Below are 26,136 nucleotides of genomic sequence, written 5' to 3'. Positions count from 1 at the left end.
GTTACACACGCTCCCTTATAACATTTTGTAAAAGCGTATGTAATATACGAAATAGTATAAAAAGCGGAACGTATAATATAACTAGACTCACTGTAAATATTTCTAATTTAGAATTTTCTTTTACAAATACAAACATTCCATATGTATTAAAAATCCATTCGATAATATATAAATTGGATAGCATAAATAAAATATTTGTTTTCGCATAGTAAATTGTCGTCAATAAAACATTCCTTGAAACATGATGTGTTAAAATATGCTGCAAACTTAGTCCTTTACTCTTCGCAAATATACTATAATCTTTCTCCATTTCTTCTTTAAAACGTAATAACAATAGTTTAATAAATAATAACGTTGTTGGTATTGTAAGACATATAATCGGTAACAATCGTACTCTCTCTTCTCCTAATCCAGCAAGTTTTATTGGCATAAAACCTGTTTTTTGAAAAATAATTACGACAAGAAGTTGTGATAATAAAATAAGTAATATATCCGGTATACTCTCTAGCGTAAGAAAAACTCCATTCCACATTTTTTGCTTCATATGAGAACGCTGCAATACCCAAACAACAAGTACATACGCTATAAGCAAAGATAGTAAAAAAGCTGATAGAAATACAATCATAGTTTCACTATAATGAATCCATATTTGTGGAAATAATTTCCTCGAGTCTCGAAATCCAAATGTAATTTCCCATGGTCGGAGTAACTTTCCTCCAATAAACACAATCGTGTTCCAAAAACCGATTAAATCAATTTGCAATCCCTTAAATAATCGAGGGAGCGCACCTAAACAGATTATACATAGAATTGCAGCTAATAATTGTAAACAAGTAATCCAACACCACTTAGCAGTTCGCATGAACATAACTATTACCCCTTACCATTCGATAGAATATCTAGAAACAAAAAGAGCTAAATATGTCACATCTCTTTAGCTACAACATGTACTCGCTTTTGCCCACTAGGTAAAATAGCTTGGTATAAACACGTAACAAAAAATAATAAACCAAATAAAATAATATACAAAGTATCCGCCTCAATCCATTTTGGGAATAACATAGCTATCGCTCCAAGAGATAACAATTGAAACCCTGTCGTTAATGGACTTAGCAAACTTTGAACACGCCCCATAAACGATTCTTCTACGATCTCATACATCCATCCTGATATTGCAACATTAATAAACGGTAAAAAGAATGTCGCTAAAGCGATACATACATAAAAAGTCCATACGTAATTTACAAAGTAACACATACCAAAGAAGACTCCTGAGCCTGCCATACCAAAAACTATAATAGATTTTGGTGCATATTTCTTACCTATACTCGTTGCTACTATGCTTCCAATTAGTAATGAAATCCCTCCAACTACACCGCCCACCATTGCTAAACTTTCATACGTTTCTGGAGCTAGTTTGTATTTTAATATGTAAGTAGTGGATACACTTAAAACACCATTTAATAATCCAAATACGATAAATCCTAAAAGTAATTTTTTTAAAGTTTCATTTTGGTATATATACCTAATCCCTTCTTTAAACTCTGTTATTAACATCTTCAAATTAACTTCTTTCCATTTTGTTCTACCATTTGGTAAACGAACTTTTTCTGGAATGGAGATTGTTTGAATCAAAATACCACTCATAATAAAAGTGAGCGTATTTACTAAAATGCTCCCGTAAATTCCAAAAGTCCAGTACACCATCGTTGCAATTCCTACACCAAACAAAGCATACAAACTATTTACCATTTGATTAATACCCGCTGCTGCACCGTATTGGTCTGATTCAACTACTCCCTGTATCATCGATTGTTCTGCTGGAGAGAAAAATTGTATACACGCATTTTCCAAAAATAAAAATATAAAGACAAGTATAATCATCCCGTAATAAAGCGAAATTAGGATTCCAATATTACAGAGCGAGCAACATATGTTACTTACTGTACATATACGTTGTCTATCAAATCGATCCACTACTGTCCCTACCAATAGAAAAAAGATTAATGCAGGTAATGCAATCATAATTTGTGTCATCGTTGCGTAAACTGGTTGTTTTCCGTATTGATCTAGCAAATAAAACATTAAAGAAATTCCAGCTATCATAGAACCGAGTCGCTCTAAAATATTTGCTAGAAAAAAACGTGCATACACTTTGTTGCGAAATAACTGTAGCATTTCTTTCATACTTCGTATCCTTTCTCTCGACAAAATAGTATTGTTTTAGTCATTTCTTGGAAGTTACATTATATTTTTCGACCATTATCCAATCTTTTCCTTCTTTATAAAAAACATAAAAAAAGAGCCCTTATTCTCAACACAAGGACTCTTTTCATAAACTATTTAGCTACCTCTTCTTTCGGCATTACCATACCTTTATAAAGTTGAACAGTTATCCAGTAATAAATGAAATAAATGACTAAGAAAATTCCTATTGGCACCCACACTTTCACAAACGGGTCAACTAATATAAAGCTAAATAAGTTAAGACCTACTAAAACGTGAGAAATGCCAATGATCGCTGGGAAGATAAATAAATATGAAATTTCTTTATATATACTTTTCGTTAACATACTGCGTCTCACACCAATTTTTCGTAACATTTCATAACGGCGTACGTCGCGAGAAGCACCTGTTAATATTTTGAACATAAGGGAACTTGCCATCATTGCTAAAAAGGCAATTCCGAGGAAAAATCCCATAAACATTGTTCCGCTCATGAAGCTGTTCATAAACTGATAAATTGTCATTTTCGTAAATAAGTCTACCTTTTCACCTGTTGCTTTTTCAATTTGTGCTTTTTGTCTCTTGTCTATTTCGATCAATAACGGTTTATATTTTTTCATATCATCTACTTTTGCTAATGTTACAGTGTGTTCTGTTCCTTGAATTCCTTTATAATGCTCTTCGTCTGCAATTCTTACTGGTTTTCCGCTAAATTGATTATGCGTAATTTGTATCTCTCTTACAACTGCGTCTTCCCAATCCTTTGGCATTTGAGGGAATTTTGCTAATTCAGGAGCCTCTAAAGCTGAATATACAGGTTCAGTTAAAGGTTCAGTCACACGTTTACGAACAGGCTCTTTTAACGTTTTTGTATCAAAATGGTCTGAAACAAGTGGTGGTTTCGCAGTTAAGTCGTTACGTAAATAATAAACCGCTTCTCCATCAACTTTATAGTTGTACTTGCTTTCTTCAACAATTTCCATTTCTTTTAAGGCAGCTTTGTCTTGATCATTCGGATCATGAATTACAACATCATATACACGAGAAAAGTCTGTCATAATACCTACATTTTTTTGGAAAGCCATACCTGCCGTCATCGCACCTGCGCCTAATGCAATTAACATTGCTACAGTACCTAATACTCTCGATAAACTATTTACTCGAAAGCGTAGCTGTGCATATGTAAAACTATTTAGACCAGTTTCATTTCGTTTTTTATTCCCCTTAATTTTCATCACAAAAAATGGGAGTAATGAACTAAAGATAAAATATGTTCCAAGTGTTGTAACGATGGTTGCTATAATAAAACCTAATTCAGCATATATTTTTACATTGATCATAAAATAGTACCCTGTACTTACTAGTAATATACCAAGTACTGTCATTATAATAATGCGAGTTTTACTTTTCTTTACTTCATCTAGTGTTTCATCTTCACGAATTAACTCTAGTTCAGTTTTACGTAACAATCGGACACTGTTCATTAAGCCAGTAATGAAAAATAGTATTAAGAAGAAAATAGCTGTAACTAAAATTGCTGGTGTGTATACAGATGCATAACTACCTTTTGCTGAAATTTCCATTCCATTCATTAAAAAGTTTCCTGCTACACTTGCAAGTAACATCCCTACTAAAATACCGATAATAATACTGACAATACCCATACCGAATGTTTCAATAAATAATAACTGTGCTACTTTTTTCTTTTTTGCACCAAGCATCATGTACATACCGAGTTCCTTTCTTCTTAACGTAAGTAAGAAAGAGTTGGCATATATAATATAAAATACAGTAATGAAAGATAATAGTATTGCACCTACCCAAAAGACGAGTCTAATACTACTAATTAGGCTATTATCTTTCGTAAATTCACTATTCATCGCCATTGTTTGGAACATGTAGAAAATACTAATACTAATAACGAGGCCAATAAGTAAAACCATATAATCTTTTAACATCTTTTTCATACTATGACGTGATAATTTAAATAACATAGTTTCGCCCCCTACTTAGACTCAGCAGCTGAGCCCATATGAGCGAGCACACCTAAAATGTCTTGATAGAAATTCTCTCGAGTGCCTTGACGATTTAATTCTTTATAAAGAAGACCATCTTGAATAAATAAAATACGCTCACAATAACTTGCACTAAATGCATCGTGTGTAACCATTAAAATACTTACATTATGATTTTCATGTAAATCTTGCATCGCTTCTAATAAACTTTTTGCATTTTTACTATCAAGCGCTCCTGTCGGTTCATCTGCTAATACAATTGCTGGATTATGTACTAAAGCTCTTGCCGCCGCTGTTCTTTGCTTTTGTCCCCCAGAAACAGCCGTCGGATATTTTGTTAAAATTTCAGTGATGCCTAATTTCTTCGCAACGTCATTTACCTTTCCAGTAATCTCACTTGATGGTACGCCTTGCAAAGAAAGTGGTAAAGCGATATTTTCATAAATTGATAAATTTTCTAGTAAGTTAAAATCTTGAAAGATAAAACCTAATTTTTGAGAGCGAAAATCAGATAACGCATTGCCCTTCATAGAAGTAATATTTGTACCAGCTATCGTCACACTACCACCTGTCGCTTGGTCAAGTGTACTTATCACATTAAGTAAAGTCGTTTTTCCAGAACCAGAAGGTCCCATGATCCCGACAAATTCCCCTTCTTTAATACTTAACGATACACCCCTTAATGCTTTTGACTGATTCTCATTTCTTTTCCCATACGTTTTTTCTACACTTTCTACAGTAACTACATTTGTTGACATCTCTTTCACTCCATCCCTTTTGTATAAAATCAATTTCTCACATATTTCTTATTATTTTGTCATGTAAATCCTTAAGAATTTTTTAATTATTCATCCAATAAGAGTTACACCCTTAACATGAACCTATTTCCTATTTCCTACTTCATATTCTCATTTTTCTACAACTCGTTCCCTCGATTTCGCTTACATTTACCTTACATTTTTGTAAGATAAAAAAGAAAACACACTAATTTCTAATAGTGTGTTTTCTTTACAATCAATATTTTCTATTCTTTATTTCTTCTTCAATACTTGCCACAAATACATCTAGCGCAACAACTTCTGACTTCTCTTCTCCATATTTACGTACATTTACAGCTCCGTTTTCCATTTCCTTATCCCCAATAACAAGAATATACGGTACTTTTTGCATTTGTGCTTCTCTTATTTTATATCCTAATTTTTCATCTCGTGCATCCTCTTCAACACGAACTCCAGCTTGTGCTAATTTATGTGCAATCTCATTGGCATATTGTTCATGTACTGCATTTGAAACTGGAATTACTTTCACTTGAACTGGTGCCACCCATGCCGGGAACGCCCCTCCAAAGTGCTCAATTAATATTGCTAAGAAGCGATCTAATGACCCTAAAACTGCCCTGTGAATAACAACTGGTCTTTTCTTTTCATTATTTTCATCTATATAATTTAAATCAAATTTCTCTGGCATTTGGAAATCAAGCTGGATTGTTCCGCACTGGTGACTTCTATTTAAAGCATCTTTAATATGAAAATCAATTTTCGGCCCGTAAAATGCACCGTCACCTTCATTTAGTCTATATTTATAATTTAGCGATTGTAATACATTTTCTAATGCTGCTTCTGCTTGCTCCCATAATTTATCGTCACCCATTGAATCTTCTGGACGAGTAGAAAGCTCTACTTCATATTCGAATCCAAAAGTTTTATATACGTAATCAATTTGCGCCATTACGGATTTGATTTCATTTTCAATTTGTTTTGGAGTTACAAATAAATGTGCATCATCTTGGCAGAAAGTACGTACTCTTAATAATCCGTTTAACGCACCACTAAATTCATGGCGATGTACTTGACCGAATTCACACATACGAATCGGTAATTCACGATAAGAATGCAATTTATTTTTAAACATAAGCATGTGCCCTGGGCAGTTCATCGGTTTTAATGCAAAACTTTTATTATCTACTTCAGAGAAATACATATTATCTTTATAATGTCCCCAGTGCCCTGATCTCTCCCATACTTCTTGGTTCATCATGAACGGAGTGCGTACTTCTTGATAATTGTACTCTTTTTGAATTCCTCTTAAAAATGCTTCCAATTCGTTACGAATCATTTGTCCTTTCGGTAAATAAAACGGCATTCCCGGAGCCTCTTCAGAAAACATAAATAACTCAAGCTCATTGCCTAACTTACGATGATTTCTTTTTGCTGCTTCTTCAACGAAATGTAAATACTCTTCTAATTCTTTTTGAGAAGAGAATGCAACACCATATATGCGCTGAAGCACTTGGTTATTACTATTACCTCGCCAATATGCACCGGAAACGTGAGTTAATTGAAATGCTTTCAAATAACCTGTTGATGGTAAATGTGGCCCTCTACATAAATCTACAAATTCACCTTGTTTATATAGTGTTACACTTTCCCCACTAGGAATTGCTTCTAAAAGTTCTAATTTCAAGCGATCGTTCATTTCTTGAAACAGTTTTGCTGCTTCTTCTCGAGAAACCTCAACTCGTTCTATCTTTATATTTTCATTTATAATCTTTTTCATTTCTTTTTCGATTTTTCGTAAATCTTCTATGTTTACACTACTTGGAAGATCCATATCATAATAAAATCCATTTTCAATAACAGGCCCTACCCCAAGATTTATATCACCATACATTCTTTTTACAGCTTGCGCTAAAATATGTGCCGCAGAGTGTCTTGCAATTTCTACACCTTCATTTGAATCTATAGTAATGATTTCTACTTCCGCATTTTCTTCAATATTTCGGCGTAAATCATATAATCCATCATTTACTTTCCCCGCGACTGCTTTCTTTTTCAAACTACTACTAATAGATCCCGCAATTTCTTCTAAAGTAATTCCTTTTCCAAATTCTTTCACGCTACCATCTGGAAATTTAATTTCAATCATTTGTTCTTTCATTTTTCATCTCTCCATTTCATAATAAAAAGCACACTCATCCCTAAAATAGGGACGAGCGTGCTTATACCCGTGGTTCCACCCAGATTCCCATCACAAAATGCAATGGCTTCTTTTACGGTAACGTCGTTTATACGGCACTAGATACTTAATTTCCCCAGTGCAGCTCTAAGGTGGTAAGTTATTTTTCTGCGTTAGGAAGTTCTCAGCTTTCCTTCCTTCTCTGTATAACCGGGTAAAATAACTCGTGTCCTTTTCTTCGCTTATTATGAAATTGAATGCAAAAAAGCATATTCATCCCTAAATATAGGGACGAATATGCTTATATCCGTGGTTCCACCCAGATTCCCATCACAAAAAACATAATGGCTTCTTTTGCGATAACGTCGCATACACGGCACTAGATACTTAATTTCCCTAGTGCAGCTCTAAGGTGGTAAGTTATTTTTCTGCGTTAGGAAGTTCTCAGCTCTCCTTCCTTCTCTGTATAACCGGGTAAAATAACTCGTGTCCTTTTCTTTGCTTTTTGCAAAACATCCATTTATTGTTATTTAATATATCTTATTCATTTTATTTTTGCAAGTGTTTAAAAAAATTATTTATTTAATTAAAAAAGTGAAACCAAATTTTTTTGGTTTCACTTCACAATTTTACCAATCTTGTGGTTCGTAATTTAAGTCTGCAAATAGACGTCTTTTCTCTTTCTTCGTTAAATCTCTCCACTGCCCAACTGGTAAATTATTCAATTCGATATTCATAATTCTCGTACGTTTTAACGTGTATACTTGATAACCTAAAGCTTCACACATACGGCGAATTTGACGATTTAGCCCTTGTGTTAAAATAATTTGGAACTCATATTTTGATAACTGTGTAACCTCACAAGGAAGCGTTTTTGTTCCTAAAATTTTAACACCCGCTGCCATTTTCTCTAAGAAATCAGGTGTAATTGGCTTATCTACTGAAACGATATATTCTTTCTCATGTTTGTTTTCAGCACGTAAAATTTCATTAACAATATCACCATCATTCGTTAATAAAATTAAACCGTCTGAGTCTTTATCAAGACGTCCAATGTGACTAATTCGTAAAGGATGGTTCACTAAATCGATAATATTACCTTTTACAGCTTTTTCACTCGTACATGTAATACCTACTGGTTTATTTAAAGCGATATATACGTGATCTCGAGCAATTCGAAGCTGCTCTCCATTTACTCGTACATCATCACCTGGGTTCACTTGGTCACCAATTTTTGCAACCTTACCGTTAATAATTACTCTTCTCTCATTAATTAGTTTATCCGCTCCACGTCGAGACGCTTTTCCAGCTTCACTAATAAATTTATTGATACGCAAATTAGGCACATCCTTTTCTAAAAAAATTTCAAGCTCACACTGCTTCTACCGTACAATACAAAAGGGTAAGCCTCCTATTATAACTTAAATATATTAACATGAAAGGGTATATAACGTCTTCTATTAATTACTTGTTTATAAGAAAATATCGTTATTATACAATCATTTATGCACTTTTTCATCGTTTAATATACAAGCCATTCTTCCTTACATACAGCTTGTTTTCCTTGTATCTTTTCTATATCTTCATGAATATTAGCTAATTTATATAAATCTGGGAAAATCTCTTCCACATAATGTTGGTGCGCTATTTCATCTTTCCAATACGTTAACATTATGTAACGATTTTCATTTTTTAAAGACTTCCCAACTACTCCACCTAGCATTCCTTTTGCTTTTTCCATTCCTTTATTCCAAATTGTTTCTTGCTTATGTAAAAAATACTTTTCCTTTTCCAACTTTACATCACATATAGCAACTCTTACGAATGCCCCCTCTATTACAACGTCTTTCAAATGCATATCAGTTATATCATACAACGTTTGAAATAATTCAATTTCACATGAAAGAAACGTATTCTCTTGATTACTATTTAAATAAATTGTATCGTGAGCTCCATTCATAAATGATTGATATACACTTCTATCTTCCCATAAAGTAAATACACATGCCTCATCTTCATTCCATCCACCAAATTGTCCATGAAAACCCTCTAGGTGTTGTATATCACGCCATTTTTCTTGCGCACTGGAAAACAATTCTTTTTTCTCTTCTTCCACCTTACAGTAGATTGTTTTTAGTAACATTTTTAATTCCCCCTTATGATTCGATCCATTTCCCACTCGCCATACTTTCTATTTTTCCATATACACAAACGTTAATTTATTTTGTTATCAACTCCATTACTTATTCAAAGTTTGATGCCCTCCGTAAATGTTGTAAGTTGATTATTGGAATACTTACCGTGTAAAAATACATCTAAAATATAAAAATTAAAATCTCTTGCTTTCTTACCCTGTTTATAGTTTACATAACATTATTATGTATTACCGATTATCTATATCATTCAATAAAACATATTATTTTATACTATACGCATAATAATTTAAATTCAAACAATTCAGAATTAAAATCCAAAAAAGATAGAAAGTAAACAATCTTACATTATCATCTACTCCCTATCTCTTTTATCATCAATTATTTTTCAAACAAATAATACGTAATTTCTCCTGGATAATGTAATACAGTTACCTTCCGCTCCCCCTTTTTAAAACTAACAGTATGCCCGTTTTCCCCTAAGTTCTCCCATCCACTCGCCTTTGTAATTGGCATTACACTTATATATTGATAATCCTCTTCCTTATCATCGTTAATATGAATTGCTGACATTGGTACTGGAAAACCTTTAATTTTAGATTCTTTATTCATAAATATGAATGCAATTACACCAACTAATAACATAGCCATTGAAATACTTGAAACTAATTTTCTTCTATTCATTTTCACTAAAAACCCTCTTTTCTCACATATAACTTTCATCATTTTACTAACTTTAATTATTTATGTATAGAAAAGATATAATTTAAATCATTTCCAACCTATTTTCTCTACTCCAAACAACATTATTGTTATATATTATAATTATAAGTTTTTAAATTTTGGAGGCGTTACATATTGCAGAAATTACTTTTTACTAAATGGACAGTTATTATTTCTATTTTCATCATTTTCGGTACAATTTTCTACGTTACTAATGTTAAAAATAACAACGAAAAAGCACCTGTAGAAACAGCGGATACAAAAACTTTCAAAACGAAATTACAACCTAAAATTAATGAATTGACTACTAATTATAATGAAATCATTGAAAAAGATTGGTTGCCTGCCTGGGAAGAGATTAACACGAATGGAGATTCAGTAGATCGAAATAAACTATTAGTTACAATGAATGCCGTTTCCAAGCAGTATGAAACAATTATGAACGAAATAGACACACTTAAAATTGAAGAAAACATCACAGATATAGATATACAAAAACAACTAATTCAATTCACAACTCAGTTTAAATCCGCATCAAATTTCATGAAAAATGCAGCAAATTTGATTATAGACGGAACAAATAACTCTATTCCAACCAATGAAACTATTGAAAAAACAAAACAAGCTTTAGGACTTGCGGATCAACATATTGTCATCGCTTTATCTACTTTAAATGAAGTTGAAGATAAATTAGGACTTACAAAAAAATAAAACTATTTACTATTTTAAAATAAAAAATGATTGCAATTCACAATTTGTATGTCTATAATATTTTTATTGATTTACAATCAATGTGTTTATAAATTTTATAATTCGGATGAACCATTCAGGAGAAGGTCTATTGATCTACCGACGGGGCAAAAAGTTGTTATACCAACTTTGAAACTCTCAGGTCTTGGTTACAAGTAGAACTGCATGGGGACGAATCTCTGGAGAGACTCCCTCTCGCTTTTATAGAGCGCGGAGGAAAACGAGCACCGAAGGAGCAAATCCGCTACTTTAGCGGATAATCTCTCAGGTAAAAGGACAGAGACAAGCGAAAGAAAAAGCCGATTGTATCGGTTTATTTTTCTATCCCTTGTTTCTCCAGAGACCATTTCATTTACTTGAAGTGGTTTTTATTTTTTCTAAAAAAGGAGAATAAAGATGGAGACAGTAAGTAAAGTATTAGAACAACTAAATCAATACGTGTGGGGATTACCAACTTTGTTGCTACTCGTTGGAACTGGTGTCATTCTCACAATGCGTTTGAAAGGTTTACAGTTTAGTAAACTATTATACGCTCACAAACTAGCGTTTAAAAAATCAGAAGATACTTCTTCTTCTGGAGATATTAGTCACTTCCAAGCACTCATGACAGCTATGGCCGCAACGATTGGTATGGGAAATATAGCCGGTGTTGCAACAGCTGTCACTATAGGTGGACCTGGTGCAATATTTTGGATGTGGATTACCGCATTGTTCGGTATGGCAACAAAGTATGCTGAAGCAATACTTGCAGTGAAATACCGTGTTAGTAATGAAAATGGTGAATATTCAGGTGGGCCAATGTATTATTTAGAACGTGGTTTGGGTAAGAAATGGCTAGCAGTATTATTCGCTATATTCGGTACAACTGCTTCTTTCGGTATTGGTAATATGGTGCAATCTAATTCAGTTGCAGAGGCAATGCGAATTAATTTCTCTTTCCCTCCTGCTTTAACTGGTATACTAATGGCATTTTTAATCGCAATTGTTATTTTAGGCGGTGTAAAAAAAATCGGGAAAGTGACGGGTTATGTCGTTCCTATTAAAGCTTTCTTTTATATAATTGCTGGTCTTATAATTATTTTCTATCACTACGACCAAATTCCTGAAGCATTTTCACTTATTTTTTCTGGTGCATTTAATGGTACAGCAGCTGCTGGTGGTTTTATTGGGTCAACAGTTGCATCAGCTATTCAAATTGGAATGGCGCGTGGTGTATTTGCGAACGAAGCTGGTTTAGGGAGTGCACCAATTGCTGCTGCGGCTGCAAAAACTGATTCACCTGCAAAACAAGCTTTAGTTTCAATGACTGGTACTTTTCTAGATACGTTTATTGTATGTACAATTACAGGACTAGTATTAATTACTACAGGTGCTTGGAAATCTGGTAAAACTGGCGTTGAAGCTACAACACTTGCATTCCAATCTGTATTTGGTACTGCTGGTAGTATGATTCTCGGTATCGCAATTATTTTATTTGCCTACTCTACTATTTTAGGCTGGTCGTATTATGGAGAAAAATGTGTAGCTTATTTATTCGGAGAAAGTGCTGTTAAATATTATAAAGCAATCTTTATCGTCATGATTGCAATTGGTGCTAATTTAAAGCTAGGAATCGTATGGACATTTGCTGATATTGCAAATGGACTTATGGCCATTCCAAACTTAATTGGTCTAATTGGATTAAGTAGTATTGTTGTTGCTGAAACGAATCGCTTTTTACAAGCAGAGAAATTGAAAGAAAATAATAAAAAACAGGCAAGTTAATCTATGAAAAAAGGAATGACTCATACACGATGAGCATTCCTTTTTTCATCCCCTCTTTTACTTAATTACTATCATTAAAAATATATTTATATCAATGTTTACTCCTTTTTATTCCTCCAAAAGTTTTTCACATAAATGTCATAAATCGTATGGTCTAACTATATAGTTGAAAAGGAATGCGACATTAAAGTGTCGCTGAAAAACTCATCCAAGAAAAGGGAGGAAAAATCTTTTGAAAAACAAAATCATTGTTTTCCTATCTGTTTTATCATTTATTATTGGTGGTTTCTTCTTTAACACAAATACTTCAAGCGCTGAAACATCATCTACTGATTACGTTCCTAACCAATTAATCGTTAAGTTCAAGCAAAATGCATCTTTAAGTAATGTGCAATCTTTTCATAAATCTGTCGGAGCTAATGTCTTATCTAAAGATGATAAGTTAGGTTTTGAAGTCGTACAATTTTCAAAGGGTACTGTAAAAGAAAAAATAAAGAGTTATAAAAATAATCCAGATGTAGAATATGCAGAACCGAATTATTACGTTCACGCCTTTTGGACTCCAAACGACCCATATTTTAAAAATCAATATGGATTACAAAAGATTCAAGCTCCACAAGCTTGGGATAGCCAACGAAGTGATCCTGGTGTAAAAGTAGCTATTATTGATACAGGAGTTCAAGGTTCACATCCTGATTTGGCTTCGAAAGTAATTTACGGGCATGATTATGTTGATAACGACAATACATCTGATGATGGTAATGGTCATGGTACACATTGCGCTGGAATTACTGGAGCACTTACGAATAACAGTGTCGGAATTGCTGGTGTTGCCCCACAAACTTCAATTTATGCTGTCCGCGTATTAGATAATCAAGGAAGTGGTACTCTTGATGCTGTAGCGCAAGGTATTCGAGAAGCTGCTGATTCGGGTGCAAAAGTAATTAGTTTAAGTTTAGGAGCTCCAAATGGTGGTACTGCATTACAACAAGCCGTTCAATATGCATGGAATAAAGGCTCTGTTATAGTTGCAGCTGCTGGAAATGCTGGAAATACAAAAGCTAATTACCCTGCTTATTACAGCGAAGTAATTGCAGTTGGTTCTACAGATCAATCAGATAGAAAATCTTCATTTTCTACTTATGGTAGCTGGGTAGATGTTGCAGCACCAGGTTCAAATATATATTCAACATATAAAGGAAGCACGTATCAATCATTAAGTGGTACATCTATGGCAACACCTCATGTTGCAGGAGTCGCTGCTCTTTTAGCAAATCAAGGATATAGTAATACACAAATTCGCCAAATTATTGAGTCAACTTCTGATAAAATTAGTGGTACAGGTACGTACTGGAAAAACGGTAGAGTCAATGCATATAAGGCTGTACAATACGCTAAGCAATTACAAGAAAATAAAGCTTCTTAAGAAAACTTTAATCAGTCGATCTACCATGAATGCGGAATAAAATAGAAGGAGAGACTTCTATAATTAAAGCCTCTCCTTCTTACAAACTATATTACTCTCCCTGCTTTTTAACCATATGTAAATACAGTACAAAATCCATCATTGTCGACGAATGACCAAGTTGACGGATCATCGCTGTTATATTTCCTCTATGATATGTACCATGATTTACGACATGTTGCACTAATTCTAAAATCGAAGTTTCTAATTTCCCTACATATGGATTCTCAATAACAAATACAGCATTCACATCTTGTATTGTAATTAAAAAATCTTTATATTGATTTGCCATGTTTTCAAACATTTTTTCTAATTCATGTAACGATTTAGTTTCAATTTGTTTTCGTAAATCTTCTCGGTCTTGTATTGCTTCATTCATACTTTTACCATGCAATATATGTAACCACACTTGATCTGTAATATAAATATGCACAAAAGTATCCTTAATGGATGGAAATACACTCTGTATCTGCTCCTTAAAAATGGTCTCATAGTTTGGTAACTCTTTTAATCGATTGAATAATCTTGTATTAGCCCAAGCATGATAATCACACTGTTTTAATATATAATCTTTCAATTTATATTACCTCCTTATTGTATGAAACGAATGGTTTGTTTCTTCATTTCTGATTCTCTATCAGCCTTTGCAATCCCTTTTTCTTTCATTTCATGCTTATTTATCGTTTTATATTTTACATACGTATAAAATTCCGTTTGAAATGGAAATGGTGTAATCCGAATTGTTTCCTCATCCACCCATTCAGCTTGAATAAGTTTCTCCTCTTTACTATTAAACATTTCTGTTCCTTCAAAACCATCTTTAAATAAATCAATTTCATCTTTCTTTTTGACACCAGGCTTATTCATACATACGTATAAAGAAAGTTCATCACAAAACTTTAATAATCTATAATGTTTATCGAACATCGCAAACTGTTCCTTTGTTAACGTTTTCAAGATTCTTTTTTGTCGTTCTAATTCATGTTTATAAAATGACATCATCTCTTCATCTTCCTCGTTTAGTGGAAATGATAAAAAATGTTTACTACAAAGCAATGCCCCGTATGGATTAGAATTTTCAATTTCATTCAAACCAATCGTATAAAAAACAAAACGTAATGGGCTTGGACAATCCATAAATGTATATGGAATATTTTTAGCATCATTTAAAATTGGTACTTTATCAAGCTCTATCCATCCTCTGTCATGCTCATATATTGCATCAACTGTTTCTTTTAAATATGTTTTACCTTCAAAAAAGTGTTCTTTTATATGCTTTGCAATCTCTCCAGCTAAAAAACCATGATCATGTTGACGAATTAATATACTTTCCTTCTCATTTTTTTCACGAAAAATCATTCGTATACTCCCCCTCATCCTCATACTAAAGCTTTTTATATGCATCGATTCTTAATTAATCCCCAAATAATAGAAGGGATTCAGTCTCTTGCAACGAAATTAACATAATTATATAGTATTCTTTCTAATCATAGTGATAGCTTTATCTTTACTATCTATTATACTAAAACATTCATTCCAAAAATTTTTTTATGAGGTGAAAACATGAACAAAACAGAATTAATTAAAAACGTAGCACAATCAGCTGATATTTCTCAAAAGGACGCTTCTGCAGCTGTACAATCCGTATTTGACACAATTGCTAATGCATTACAATCTGGCGATAAAGTTCAATTAATCGGATTTGGAACTTTTGAAGTGCGCGAAAGATCTGCTCGTACAGGACGTAATCCGCAAACTGGCGAAGAAATTCAAATCGCAGCTGGTAAAGTTCCTGCATTCAAAGCAGGTAAAGAATTAAAAGAAGCTGTTAAATAAACAAGAAACCAGCCATTTTATAGGCTGGTTTCTTGTTTTTATTTAAGCAATTGCTTTATATTCTCTGCATGATACACTTCACAAATATAAAATACACATTTGCAGTTACTGACAATTTGATACTTTCTAGTTGGATACACATTCGCTGTAACAGAACATCCATCAAACAATTCGATAATATTTCCAGATGGCTGATATCCTTCATATAATACGTTTCTTCTTACTTCCATCTTCTCTATAAGCTTTTCAACAGGAATATTTCCACTCTCTAATTCACTCTTTATTGCGTCCGGTAAAAACGAAGTGTCTGCAAAAATTAGATTTTCAGATAACACCTTGCCTTTATAACTAACATTAGATACACGGTAAAGAAATGTTCCATCTTTATCAAAGAAATTCTTTGCTTCTTTCGGAATGTACTGTCTACCAAGTGCCTCTTGTTCAAGAACATCAAACTGAACTGTATCATTTAAAAGCTTTTCTAAAGCATGAATGGATGATGTATCTCCAGAAAATAAAATATTTTTAATTGCTTGTATGTTATAAGTGAATTCATTCTTTCTATTTTCCGCCACTAACATGAGGAACACCTCTTCTATAATTTTTTTATTTAAGATTTAAAAGTGCTACCGCGTCTAATTGCGTAATTTCAGTCACTTCCTTACTGAATACTGCAACAGAAGCCATATAATCTAAACTAGGCCTTACATCTTCCATCATTGTATTATCTGCCAACTCTTGCTTATCTTTAAAAACTAACAATTTTGGAGGAGTATTTGGAGCTGATACTGTAATATGTACTGGTGGAATCAATAGTCCTTCGCCTGTCGCTTTCAGCACCGCTTCTTTTCGAGTCCAATATGTTAAAAAACCTTCTATTTTCTGTTCATTTGGTAGTTTCATAACTTGCACTATTTCAATGTCTGTTAATACACCTTCTGCCATTTTCATAACATCTACATTTGGATTCATTTGTTCTACATCTATGCCAACAGGTGCAGATTTTGTAAATGCAACGACAACCCACTCACCTGAATGCGAAACAGATAATTGCGGCATACCTTCTGGTAATTGTGGTCTACCATGTTGCAATTTACATACTGAGCACATTCGATCAATTGGTACTTGGACTGGTGACATAGAAAGTATTTTGCCGAGAACTAATCTACTAATTACGCAACCTATTATAAAACGAGCTCGATCTGCCGAATGATGATACGAATTTGCTTTCTCTCGCTCTATATCATTTAGTAAATTGTAATGCCATGATTGTAAATCTGAAATTCTTGCCCACCATATTTGACAATCATTCTCATTCAAAGTTGGAACAGAATCTGCAACTTTACTTTCTATCATGTAAACTCTCCTTTATTCAACGAATATCAATTTTCATAAAAAAGCATACGTATATTGTTATTCATTGACGAGTGCTTTCTCTTTTTTTGATACAGATAATGTTTTTTCTTTCTTATTTGACATTACCTCTTTATCGGAAATACGTAAAGAAAATAGTAGTGCTATGAGCAAAAATATTGCTGATCCAATTAATGCTGCTTGATATGGTAAAAAATCGGATTGAACGTTATTACTTCCAAAACCAGCTAGTATACTAGCTAAAACAGCTACTCCTATCGCTGAACCTAATCGATTTTGCACATTGAATATAGTAGTCGCTCTCCCCATGGAAGGCGGCGTGATATTGTTAAAGGCAGAAAATTGAACCGCACCGACAGATTGACCTAAGAAAATACCGATACCAAACAATAATGCCCGAATTTGCCACGGATTCGTATCGTGATTTACAAAACTTAATAAAACAAAGATAATCGCCGTACAAATTAATCCTATAGAAATTACCTTTCGAGCTCCTAATTTCTTATATGACCATGGCACAATTTGTGAAGAAATCATTAATCCAATCGCCTCTGGAAATGTCGTAAGTCCTGATTCTAGCGCGGAAACTCCTATCACATTTTGATACATAAGTGGAAAAATAAATAACATTCCTAGTAAACCAGCTGATGAAAATAATGATATAAGGCTCATCTTTCTAAAGACTGGTTCTTTTAATAAGCGTAAATCTAACATTGGTTGCTTTACTTTCAGTTCTACGATTATAAACAATGTAATGAATACAACCCCAGCTATCCCAGTACTCATAATTTCTGGAGAAATCCACCCTTTTGATGGTCCCTGGCTGAGTGCATATATGAGCATCGCAAATCCTGGTGCTGATAAAATAAAGCCGAGAGAATCAAAGCGACCAGCTGATTTTTCAACATGCTCTGCTAAAAATAGAAGTCCAAAGAGCAATGCAACGATTCCAAACGGTAGATTAATATAAAATGCCCAACGCCAAGACATTTGATCTACAAAGAAACCACCGATGATAGGACCAATTGCTGGTGCTACAGCAATTGGAAGTACAATGAACCGAGAAATCTTCGGTCTTTCCTCTGGTGAAAATGTTCGAAATAACATCGCCATTCCGACCGGTGTTAAAAGCCCTCCACCAGCACCTTGAATAATACGGAAAATATTCAATGAAGTAATATCGTTAGCCATTCCGCATAAAGCAGAGGCAATTGTAAATACGAAAAGAGCAATTAAAAATACTCTTTTCGTACCAAATCGATCTCCTAACCAACCAGAAATCGGAAGGAAAACAGCTAAACTAACTAAATACCCAACATTAACCGTCCCCATTGCAGATGGAGGTACTTGTAGTTCTTTACTTATCGTTTGTAGTGCTACATTTACAATCGTTGCATCCATCGCAGCCATAAACATCGCAGTTATATAAACGATACTTACGACTACTTTTGGATTTAGTTTTGCTTTCATTATCGTTTTCCTGCTAATGTTTTTTCACGAACTTGATTACTTTTTGGATTCAAATCTTTCCAGTTATATTCAACATATTCTAAGCAACTCTGCCTACTAGCTTCTTCATATACGACACTCCAGCCAATAGGTACATCGAGAAAAGCAGGCCAGAGAGAATACTGGCCCTCCTCATTTATTAATACTTTATATGTGTAATTATCATTTTCAAATGGATTCGTCATACTCTACTTACCCCTTTCTTATTCTGCAAATATTTCGCTAATACTTGTCCAATTTCCGTAAGTGGACCTGGCTGACATAAATCTTTATGTCTACAGTCAATATCATGCTGCACAATTTGCCCATCTAAATAATTTAGCCACGTATTTGGAGAAATAGGATCAAACCAGTCTGGTATAACAGTAGATCTAAAGAATAAGATGTCTCCGTTATAAACTTTCGGTACATATTTCCCTAACAACCCTACTGAATTTACATATGTTTCTTTCAAGTTCAATATAGTCTCTTCTTCAAGACTTGCTAATGCACTTCCATCTTTACGAAGGATTTCAACTGCACTTTCCATTGTAAGTGGTTTACCATCCATGTTATCTGGGTCATATCCGCCTAAAGCGAGTAATGCGATTAACGCTTCCTCTTCAGTAGGCGCTTCCGTATTCGGTAAGAAGTGTCCAGGATAAGAATCAAGCATAACGAGTAATTCTACTTCTTCCCCTTCATTTTGTAGTTGCGCCGCCATTGCATGCACAACATTTCCTCCAAGCGACCAACCTAATAAACGATATGGTCCATGAGGCTGTACTTCGCGAACGTGTTTCAAGTAATCCGCCGCCATCTCCTCTAAACTTTTTGGAAGTTCTTCATTTTTAGCGATACCACGTGCTTGTACACCATAGATTGGATAATCTGTTCCTAAAGATTTCATAAGTCCTGCATAGCACCAACTTAATCCACCTGCTGGATGTACACAAAATAGTGGTAATTGCTCCCCGCTTGCTCGTAATGGAAGCAACACATCAAGTGCACTTTGACCATTCCCCATCTCAAGTCTTTCAGCTAACCCTGCAACAGTCGGTGCTGCAAATAAAGTACCAATGTTTAGTTCCACTCCAAGCGCCTCTTTAATGCGGCTCATAAGCTGCACTGCAAGGAGTGAATGGCCACCAAGATCAAAGAATCCGTCATCAATTCCAATTTGAGGTACACTTAGCACTTCTGTAAACAAGTCACATAACATTTCTTCTTGCGGTGTTCTTGGACCACGACTAGAAGATGATGCGATAAATTCTGGAGCTGGCAATGCCTTTCTATCTAACTTACCGTTTGGAGTTAAAGGTAACTCATTTACTACTACAAAAGCGTATGGAACCATATAATCTGGTAAACTACCACTAGCAAACTGACGCATTTCATTCGTATCAATCGCTTCATTATTTGATGCAACGATATAAGAAACTAACCGTTTATCCCCTGGTTGATCTTCCCGTACAATAACGGCTACTTGCTCAACTTTAGGGTGCTTCATTATGACTGCTTCTATTTCTCCTAATTCAATTCGGAATCCACGAATTTTTATTTGATGATCTGCACGTCCTATATAATCTAGCGTCCCATCTTTACGCCAGCGAGCTAAGTCTCCTGTACGATACATTCTTGTACCTGGCTTTCCAAATGGATCTGCGATAAAGCGTTCAGCCGTTAATCCTGCTCTTCCTAAATATCCACGCGCAAGCCCTGCACCTGCAACATACATTTCTCCAACTACTCCAGGTGGCACTGGTTGTAAATAGTTGTCTAACACATACACTTTAAGGTCAGGTATACTGCACCCAATTAAACTATTTGCTCGTAAAGAGACGATAGTTTCATCTAATTCAATATAACTAACATGTACTGTCGTCTCCGTAATACCGTACATATTAATAAGCTTTGGTGCGTTATGAGGATGTCGACTATACCAATCTTCTAAGCGACTTAGCTCAAGTGCTTCTCCTCCAAAAACAACATATCGTAAAGATAATTTTTGGCCAATCTCTTCATTTTCACGATCTGCTTGCATCAATTGATAGAACGCTGATGGAGTTTGGTTTAAAACCGTAACCTTTTCTTTAACAAGAAGCTGTAAAAATTCTTTCGGTGAGCGACTTACAGTATGTGGCACTACAACTAAACGCCCTCCGTATAATAAAGATCCCCAAATTTCCCAAACCGAGAAATCAAAAGCGTATGAATGGAACATCGTCCAAACATCGTTTCCGTCAAACTGGAACCAATGATCAGTTGCTCCTAAAAGTCTTACTACATTTTGATGAGGTATCATAACGCCTTTCGGTCTACCCGTTGAGCCTGACGTATAAATAACGTAAGCAATATGTGATGGAGATAATGGCTTAATTCGTTCCACTTCATCAATATTGTCATCACTATATTTCTCAACTTCTGCTATTACTTTCACATCATCAACTAAAACTTTTAGTGCCTCATCACATTCAATTTCCACTTCTGAATTCGTTAAAACACATGATGGTTTCGCATCGTGTAGCATAAATGAAATGCGGTCTGCTGGGTAATCTGGATCTAACGGAAGGTATCCGGCACCAGCTTTAAGAACAGCTAATAAGCTTACAACCATGTTTAATGATCTTGGCATCGCTAAAGCAACGAGTTGATCAGGACCAATCCCTTTTGCTATTAGGAATCGAGCTATTTTATTTGCTTTTCTATTTAACTCTTCATAAGTTAATTTCTTATTTTCAAAGACAACAGCTATAGAATTTGGATTTATATGAGCCTGCTTTTCAAACAATTGTGGCAATGTCATTTCTGGTGCAATTTGAAAACCACCATTCCACTTTTCTAACACTGTATTTTTCTCTGCTACAGTTAATATTTCTAATCTGCCAATTGATTGATCCGGATTTGTAGCTGCATCATCTAATAACAAAATGAATCGTTCTATTAGTTTTTGAACCGTTTCACGTTTATATAAATCGGTACTAAACTCTAGTAATCCATATAAACCGTTCGGAGTACCATCAACCTCGTTACTCTCACTAATTTCAAATGTTAAATCAAATTTTGCAGAACCAACGCTTTGAATTTCAAGGCTCGCTTCTAAATCTGGTGCATGAAACGTTGCTTCTGGTGTATTTTGAAAAGCTAACATAACTTGAAACAACGGGTGGCTGTTTCGAGTACGTACTGGATTTAACACTTCAACAAGCCTTTCAAATGGAACATCTTGATTTTCATAAGCTGCAAGATTTACCTGCTTCACTCTATTTAATAATTCTTTAAAACTTGGATCTCCTGACGTATTTGTACGTAACACTAATGTATTTACAAATAAACCAACGATATCTGAAAGTACATCATCATTTCTTCCAGCAATCGGACTTCCAATTGGTATATCAGTGCCTGCACCTAATCTTGTAAATAGTGCACTAAGCCCTGCTTGCAATACCATAAACAAACTAACTCCATTTTTACGTGCAAGCTCTACTAACCTACTATGCATACCTTCATCTATATGAAAATGAATTGTTTCCCCGCGGTAACTCGTCTCAATTGGACGCTGGAAATCTGTAGGTAACTCCATTTGGTCTGGTAAACCTTTAAGTTCTTCTTTCCAAAAATCTAATTGTGTTGAAATAAGACTCTCTGGTGTCGTTTCATCACCTAGCAATTGCTGTTGCCAAAGTGCATAATCTGCGTATTGAACTGGTAGTGTCTCCAGCTGAACTCTGTCACCTTGACATCGTGCTTTATACGCCGCTGTAAAATCTCTCGTTAACGGCTGTAATGACCAGCCATCACCTACAATATGATGTAATAAAATTAATAATACATGTTCGTTTTCACTCACTGTAAAAAGTTGCAAACGAACTGCCGGCTCAATATCGAGGTTAAAGCTATATCTTACCGCCTCTGAAAGTACACTTTCTAATTCATCTTTACATGTATTAGTTATAACCATTTCTAGATTTAAATTTTCCATATCTAAAATTTTCTGATAGGAACTACCTAATACGTTAGGGAAAATTGTTCTAAGTGTTTCATGTTTCTCAACTACATCATAAAAAGCACCTTGTAATGCTTCCCGATTCAATATTCCATTCATACGAATGACTAGCGGAATATTATAAGTAGGACTTGGACCTTCTAAACAATTTAAGAACCATAACCTGCGCTGTGCAAATGAAAGTGGAACTTCATTTGGCCTACTTGCTTTCTGAATAGCTGGTCTTGCGCTTTTTGCATGGTTTAATTGTTTCGCCAGTTCGGCAACAGTTGGTGATTCAAATAGTTTCCCAATTCCTAATTCCACACTTAACGTTTCACGAATTCTTGCCATTAAACGAGATGCGAGAAGTGAATGTCCACCCATTTCAAAGAAATTATCATCAATGCTAATTCGAGAAACACCAAGTACTTCTGCAAATAAATCACATAATATTTCTTCTTTCGGATTTCTAGCAACTCTCTCGTTGTTCATTCCATTAAAATCAGGAGCAGGTAATTTCTTTCTGTCAACCTTACCATTTGGCGTTAATGGTAATTCTTCTAGCACAACAAATGCCGATGGTATCATATAATTCGCTAAACTTTCTGAAACATAAGAACGAATTTCTGAAAGATTAATCGGTTCCTTTTCTTCTGCAACGATATACGCAATGATGCGTTTATCATTTGCACGATCTTCTCGTACCATTACTACCGCTTGTTGAATATTTTCATGTCGTTGTAATACCGTTTCAATTTCAGCTAATTCAATTCGGAATCCACGAATTTTAATTTGATGATCTGCGCGACTAATGTACTCTAACGCACCATCACTACGCCATTTCACAAGATCTCCTGTACGGTACATGCGCTTCCCTGATTCTCCATAAGGATTTGCAACAAACCGTTCAGCTGTTAACTCAGGTTTTCCTAAATATCCGCTTGCAAGTCCTTCCCCTGCAATATATAATTCACCAATAATTCCAGGTGGAACTGGTTGTAGCCCTGCATCCAATACATACACTTCTGTATTGCAAATTGGCTTTCCAATAGGTGGTATACCCTTTTCACCTTCATCAATGTTCATGAAAGTAGACCAAATCGTCGTTTCAGTTGGTCCATATAAATTAGTTATTGAACAACCTAATTCTTTTAATTTATTTGCTAAATGCGCTGGGAGAGCTTCACCACCAACAAGTATATTTAGCCCTTGTAGCTTCTCTGGATAATCAGTTACTAACGCCTGCCAAAGCGTCGGTGTAGCCTGCATAATTTTCACTCTTTCTTCTTGTAAAAGTGTCGTTAATGCTGATGGCTCTTGTATGTCTTCTTTTTGCGCAATTGTTAAACTTGCACCACTAATAAGAGGTAAATAAATTTCTAGAGCAGAAATATCAAACGCAAACGTTGTAACTGCTAATAAATGATCATTTTCATTTAATGAAAACTTTTGCTGCATTGCCATTAAAAAGTTACTTAAACCTCTCATAGGAACAATTACACCTTTTGGGTTTCCTGTTGAGCCTGAAGTATATATTGTATAGGCTGGGTTTAAAAGTGATACATCATTCTTACATGCTATATTCATACGAGAATATGTATGTAACGCTAGTTTCGTTTCTTCGTCATCTAATACAATTTTTTTCATATCCTTTTCTATAACTAACTTAGATGAAACAGATGAATGTGTTATGATACAAACTGGTTTTGCATCATTTACTATATAATTAACTCTTTCTGCTGGGTATTCTGGATCTATTGGTAAATACGCTGCACCAGCCTTTAAGACTGCTAGCATACTAACTACCATTTCTATTGATCTAGGGAATACTAAAGCTACAAACTGATTTGGTCGTATTCCTTCTTCTACTAAATAATGTGCTAGTTCATTCGCTCGTTCATTTAGCTCTTTATACGTAAGGATTACACCGTCACAAGTAATCGCTAGTTTATTTGGATTTTTTTGCACTTGTTTTTCAAATGATATAGGTAAACTGATTAACTCATCGTCTTCCTTCGTTTCATTCCATTCCAATAAAACTTTATGATTTTCTTCAGGCAGAGTAATGTTTATTTTTCCAATCGGCTCGTTTTTCTCATAATTATTTATTACTAATTCAAATAGATTCATAAATCTTTCTTTATGCAATGCTAGCTCTGCGCCATTATATACTTCGGGATTCGCATCAAAATGAATCATTAGCTCATTTTGATCAAAACGTTTATATACATTTATCGATAAATCATCTACAGGTCCTGCTGATAAGTTATGCGTAATACCACGATTTCCAGCAAAATTAAGCCCGTAATCAAAAGGCATAACATTCACTAACGGTCCAAACAACCTTTGATTTTCACCTAGTAACTTTAAGTCTCTTCTTAATTCCTCATGACGGTATTTATAATGGCGACGTACATCTCGGATTTCTTTAGAAACTTGCTGCAATAATTCCACAAGAGTTATATTTGGAGTTACTGTAATACGAAGTGGAACTAAATTCATTACCATACTTGGTGTATGAATAGATACAGAACCTAGACGTCCCATCATCGGTAAACCTAAAACAATATCATTTTCACCTGTTAATTTATGCATATAAATACTTGTTACAGCCACAATGAATTCCGGCCAACTTGTTAACGAAATATTGATATCTTCTAGTAAAGTTTTCGTGCTAGAACTAGATAAATAAGCTGTTTCTCGTGAAAATCCATTTGATGTTCTCGGTGCTCGTTCTGCCAAACTTACAACTTCTGGGGCATCTGCAAACTTTTCTAACCAAAAAGTACGATTTTCCTGAAATTGTTTAGACTCACGATACTCGATATCTTCTTGCACGACTTTTGCAAGAGAACCAAATGGCTTTTCACTCTTGTTTGTTTCTTCTATAAGTGATGTATACTCATTCGCTACCTTTTGGCTAAGAAGTGAAAATCCATAGCCATCCATCACAATGTGATGGATGCGCTGATACCAAAAGAAACGATTATTTTCAACTTGAATAAGTGCTTCAGTAAATAATGTATCTTTTTTCAAATTGACTGGTATAGATAAATCATTTTTCATCCATACTTTAGCAGCTTCTTCAGGGTTTTCTTCTTTCCGAGCGTCAATAAAATGCATATGAAACTGTGATTCTTCAATAACTTGCCATGGGCCAATTTCATCCTCTTCGAAGCGAACGTGAAGTGCTTCTGCTTCCATTACAACTTTACGTACAGCTAATTCAAAAATGTCTTGATGAATATTCCCGTTTATTTCTACATATTCCCCAGTATTATATATCGGATTAAGCGGATCTAATTGTTGCGCAAACCACATACCAGACTGCGCAGATGATAACGAATGACGAATCTTTTGACTGTTAGGCATTCTTTACTACCCCTTTATTATGTAGTC

19 protein-coding genes, 1 riboswitch and 2 other annotated features are annotated in these 26,136 nt (G+C 34.5%); of the genes, 4 read left to right on the top strand and 15 right to left on the bottom strand.

Going from position 1 to position 26,136, the window contains the following annotated elements:
* Position 1 precedes the first annotated feature (1 nt).
* The 8 genes from ATL10_RS05750 to ATL10_RS05715 all read right to left on the bottom strand — a co-directional run bounded on the left by ATL10_RS05750 (position 2) and on the right by ATL10_RS05715 (position 10,075).
* Entirely contained in the window at positions 2–868 is an 867-nt protein-coding gene (locus ATL10_RS05750) for an ABC transporter permease subunit (protein WP_141553443.1), read from the bottom strand.
* Positions 869–924: 56 nt separating this feature from the next.
* Entirely contained in the window at positions 925–2,196 is a 1,272-nt protein-coding gene (locus ATL10_RS05745; protein ID WP_254904529.1) for an MFS transporter, read from the bottom strand.
* Between the two features lie 143 nt (positions 2,197–2,339).
* Positions 2,340–4,220 carry an FtsX-like permease family protein gene (locus tag ATL10_RS05740; protein WP_098508846.1) on the bottom strand — a complete coding sequence of 627 codons (1,881 nt, stop codon included), beginning with the start codon at positions 4,218–4,220 and terminating at the stop codon, positions 2,340–2,342.
* Positions 4,221–4,231: 11 nt separating this feature from the next.
* Positions 4,232–4,999, bottom strand: coding sequence for an ABC transporter ATP-binding protein (locus ATL10_RS05735; RefSeq protein WP_000106426.1), 768 nt, complete (start codon positions 4,997–4,999; stop codon positions 4,232–4,234).
* Positions 5,000–5,255: 256 nt separating this feature from the next.
* Positions 5,256–7,178 (bottom strand): threonine--tRNA ligase, encoded by a 1,923-nt coding sequence (gene thrS / locus ATL10_RS05730; protein WP_100910288.1) that lies wholly within the window; start codon positions 7,176–7,178, stop codon positions 5,256–5,258.
* A 44-nt stretch (positions 7,179–7,222) separates the two neighbouring features.
* Positions 7,223–7,444 (bottom strand) — a binding site (T-box leader).
* A 36-nt stretch (positions 7,445–7,480) separates the two neighbouring features.
* Positions 7,481–7,704: a binding site (T-box leader), on the bottom strand.
* 121 nt (positions 7,705–7,825) lie between these two features.
* The gene (gene rluF / locus ATL10_RS05725; protein ID WP_001222162.1) at positions 7,826–8,533 is read right to left on the bottom strand and encodes a 23S rRNA pseudouridine(2604) synthase RluF; all 708 of its coding nucleotides are present in this window, start codon (positions 8,531–8,533) and stop codon (positions 7,826–7,828) included.
* A gap of 185 nt (positions 8,534–8,718) precedes the next feature.
* Positions 8,719–9,339: a YdbC family protein gene (locus tag ATL10_RS05720; protein WP_065228805.1), complete on the bottom strand. Its 621-nt coding sequence runs from the start codon at positions 9,337–9,339 to the stop codon at positions 8,719–8,721.
* A 391-nt stretch (positions 9,340–9,730) separates the two neighbouring features.
* Positions 9,731–10,075, bottom strand: a complete 345-nt coding sequence (locus tag ATL10_RS05715; protein ID WP_003278183.1) for a hypothetical protein — start codon at positions 10,073–10,075, stop codon at positions 9,731–9,733.
* 132 nt (positions 10,076–10,207) lie between these two features.
* Between ATL10_RS05715 and ATL10_RS05710 the strand changes: the two genes are divergently transcribed.
* The 3 genes from ATL10_RS05710 to ATL10_RS05700 all read left to right on the top strand — a co-directional run bounded on the left by ATL10_RS05710 (position 10,208) and on the right by ATL10_RS05700 (position 14,012).
* On the top strand, positions 10,208–10,783 hold the full coding sequence (locus ATL10_RS05710; RefSeq protein WP_001170865.1) for a hypothetical protein: 576 nt from the start codon (positions 10,208–10,210) through the stop codon (positions 10,781–10,783).
* A gap of 208 nt (positions 10,784–10,991) precedes the next feature.
* Positions 10,992–11,112: riboswitch (glycine riboswitch) on the top strand.
* 106 nt (positions 11,113–11,218) lie between these two features.
* Entirely contained in the window at positions 11,219–12,586 is a 1,368-nt protein-coding gene (locus ATL10_RS05705) for an alanine/glycine:cation symporter family protein (RefSeq protein ID WP_016512868.1), read from the top strand.
* A gap of 232 nt (positions 12,587–12,818) precedes the next feature.
* A complete protein-coding gene (locus tag ATL10_RS05700) occupies positions 12,819–14,012 on the top strand; it encodes a S8 family peptidase (RefSeq protein WP_000790932.1) in 1,194 nt (397 codons plus the stop codon).
* A gap of 91 nt (positions 14,013–14,103) precedes the next feature.
* Here ATL10_RS05700 and ATL10_RS05695 read toward each other — a convergent pair whose 3' ends face one another.
* Together ATL10_RS05695 and ATL10_RS05690 are read right to left on the bottom strand one after the other, a co-directional pair.
* A complete protein-coding gene (locus tag ATL10_RS05695; protein WP_000656263.1) occupies positions 14,104–14,628 on the bottom strand; it encodes a DinB family protein in 525 nt (174 codons plus the stop codon).
* Between the two features lie 14 nt (positions 14,629–14,642).
* Positions 14,643–15,410, bottom strand: a complete 768-nt coding sequence (locus ATL10_RS05690) for a DUF3891 family protein (RefSeq protein WP_000577301.1) — start codon at positions 15,408–15,410, stop codon at positions 14,643–14,645.
* A gap of 204 nt (positions 15,411–15,614) precedes the next feature.
* Between ATL10_RS05690 and ATL10_RS05685 the strand changes: the two genes are divergently transcribed.
* On the top strand, positions 15,615–15,887 hold the full coding sequence (locus ATL10_RS05685; RefSeq protein ID WP_001043905.1) for an HU family DNA-binding protein: 273 nt from the start codon (positions 15,615–15,617) through the stop codon (positions 15,885–15,887).
* Positions 15,888–15,925: 38 nt separating this feature from the next.
* Here ATL10_RS05685 and ATL10_RS05680 read toward each other — a convergent pair whose 3' ends face one another.
* From ATL10_RS05680 to ATL10_RS05660, 5 genes are read right to left on the bottom strand one after another with little or no spacing between them, the layout of a single operon-like run.
* Positions 15,926–16,468, bottom strand: a complete 543-nt coding sequence (locus ATL10_RS05680; protein ID WP_000959120.1) for a hypothetical protein — start codon at positions 16,466–16,468, stop codon at positions 15,926–15,928.
* 25 nt (positions 16,469–16,493) lie between these two features.
* Positions 16,494–17,243, bottom strand: coding sequence for a 4'-phosphopantetheinyl transferase Sfp (gene sfp / locus ATL10_RS05675; RefSeq protein ID WP_000572987.1), 750 nt, complete (start codon positions 17,241–17,243; stop codon positions 16,494–16,496).
* Between the two features lie 57 nt (positions 17,244–17,300).
* A complete protein-coding gene (locus ATL10_RS05670; protein WP_097925202.1) occupies positions 17,301–18,731 on the bottom strand; it encodes an MDR family MFS transporter in 1,431 nt (476 codons plus the stop codon).
* The gene (locus tag ATL10_RS05665) at positions 18,731–18,955 is read right to left on the bottom strand and encodes an MbtH family protein (protein WP_000184060.1); all 225 of its coding nucleotides are present in this window, start codon (positions 18,953–18,955) and stop codon (positions 18,731–18,733) included. The genes ATL10_RS05670 and ATL10_RS05665 overlap by 1 nt, the downstream gene beginning before the upstream one ends.
* The gene (locus tag ATL10_RS05660; protein ID WP_110496557.1) at positions 18,952–26,109 is read right to left on the bottom strand and encodes an amino acid adenylation domain-containing protein; all 7,158 of its coding nucleotides are present in this window, start codon (positions 26,107–26,109) and stop codon (positions 18,952–18,954) included. Before ATL10_RS05660 ends, ATL10_RS05665 begins: the two co-directional genes overlap by 4 nt.
* Positions 26,110–26,136 lie beyond the last annotated feature (27 nt).

The organism is Bacillus sp. 196mf, assembly GCF_003217275.1.
GTDB lineage: Bacteria > Bacillota > Bacilli > Bacillales > Bacillaceae_G > Bacillus_A > Bacillus_A thuringiensis_S.
The sequence above is the reverse complement of the archived record's forward strand: the minus strand, read 5'-3'. Positions and strand labels throughout refer to the sequence as shown.

What these genes read in the sequence shown, in the direction of transcription:
- ATL10_RS05750 (WP_141553443.1), bottom strand. Translation starts at nt 868, where the DNA reads ATGTTCATGCGAACTGCTAAGTGGTGTTGGATTACTTGTTTACAATTA.
- ATL10_RS05740 (WP_098508846.1), bottom strand. Translation starts at nt 4,220, where the DNA reads ATGTTATTTAAATTATCACGTCATAGTATGAAAAAGATGTTAAAAGAT.
- ATL10_RS05735 (WP_000106426.1), bottom strand. Translation starts at nt 4,999, where the DNA reads ATGTCAACAAATGTAGTTACTGTAGAAAGTGTAGAAAAAACGTATGGG.
- thrS (WP_100910288.1), bottom strand. Translation starts at nt 7,178, where the DNA reads ATGAAAGAACAAATGATTGAAATTAAATTTCCAGATGGTAGCGTGAAA.
- ATL10_RS05720 (WP_065228805.1), bottom strand. Translation starts at nt 9,339, where the DNA reads ATGTTACTAAAAACAATCTACTGTAAGGTGGAAGAAGAGAAAAAAGAA.
- ATL10_RS05715 (WP_003278183.1), bottom strand. Translation starts at nt 10,075, where the DNA reads ATGATGAAAGTTATATGTGAGAAAAGAGGGTTTTTAGTGAAAATGAAT.
- ATL10_RS05705 (WP_016512868.1), top strand. Translation starts at nt 11,219, where the DNA reads ATGGAGACAGTAAGTAAAGTATTAGAACAACTAAATCAATACGTGTGG.
- ATL10_RS05690 (WP_000577301.1), bottom strand. Translation starts at nt 15,410, where the DNA reads ATGATTTTTCGTGAAAAAAATGAGAAGGAAAGTATATTAATTCGTCAA.
- ATL10_RS05685 (WP_001043905.1), top strand. Translation starts at nt 15,615, where the DNA reads ATGAACAAAACAGAATTAATTAAAAACGTAGCACAATCAGCTGATATT.
- ATL10_RS05680 (WP_000959120.1), bottom strand. Translation starts at nt 16,468, where the DNA reads ATGTTAGTGGCGGAAAATAGAAAGAATGAATTCACTTATAACATACAA.
- sfp (WP_000572987.1), bottom strand. Translation starts at nt 17,243, where the DNA reads ATGATAGAAAGTAAAGTTGCAGATTCTGTTCCAACTTTGAATGAGAAT.
- ATL10_RS05670 (WP_097925202.1), bottom strand. Translation starts at nt 18,731, where the DNA reads ATGAAAGCAAAACTAAATCCAAAAGTAGTCGTAAGTATCGTTTATATA.
- ATL10_RS05665 (WP_000184060.1), bottom strand. Translation starts at nt 18,955, where the DNA reads ATGACGAATCCATTTGAAAATGATAATTACACATATAAAGTATTAATA.
- ATL10_RS05660 (WP_110496557.1), bottom strand. Translation starts at nt 26,109, where the DNA reads ATGCCTAACAGTCAAAAGATTCGTCATTCGTTATCATCTGCGCAGTCT.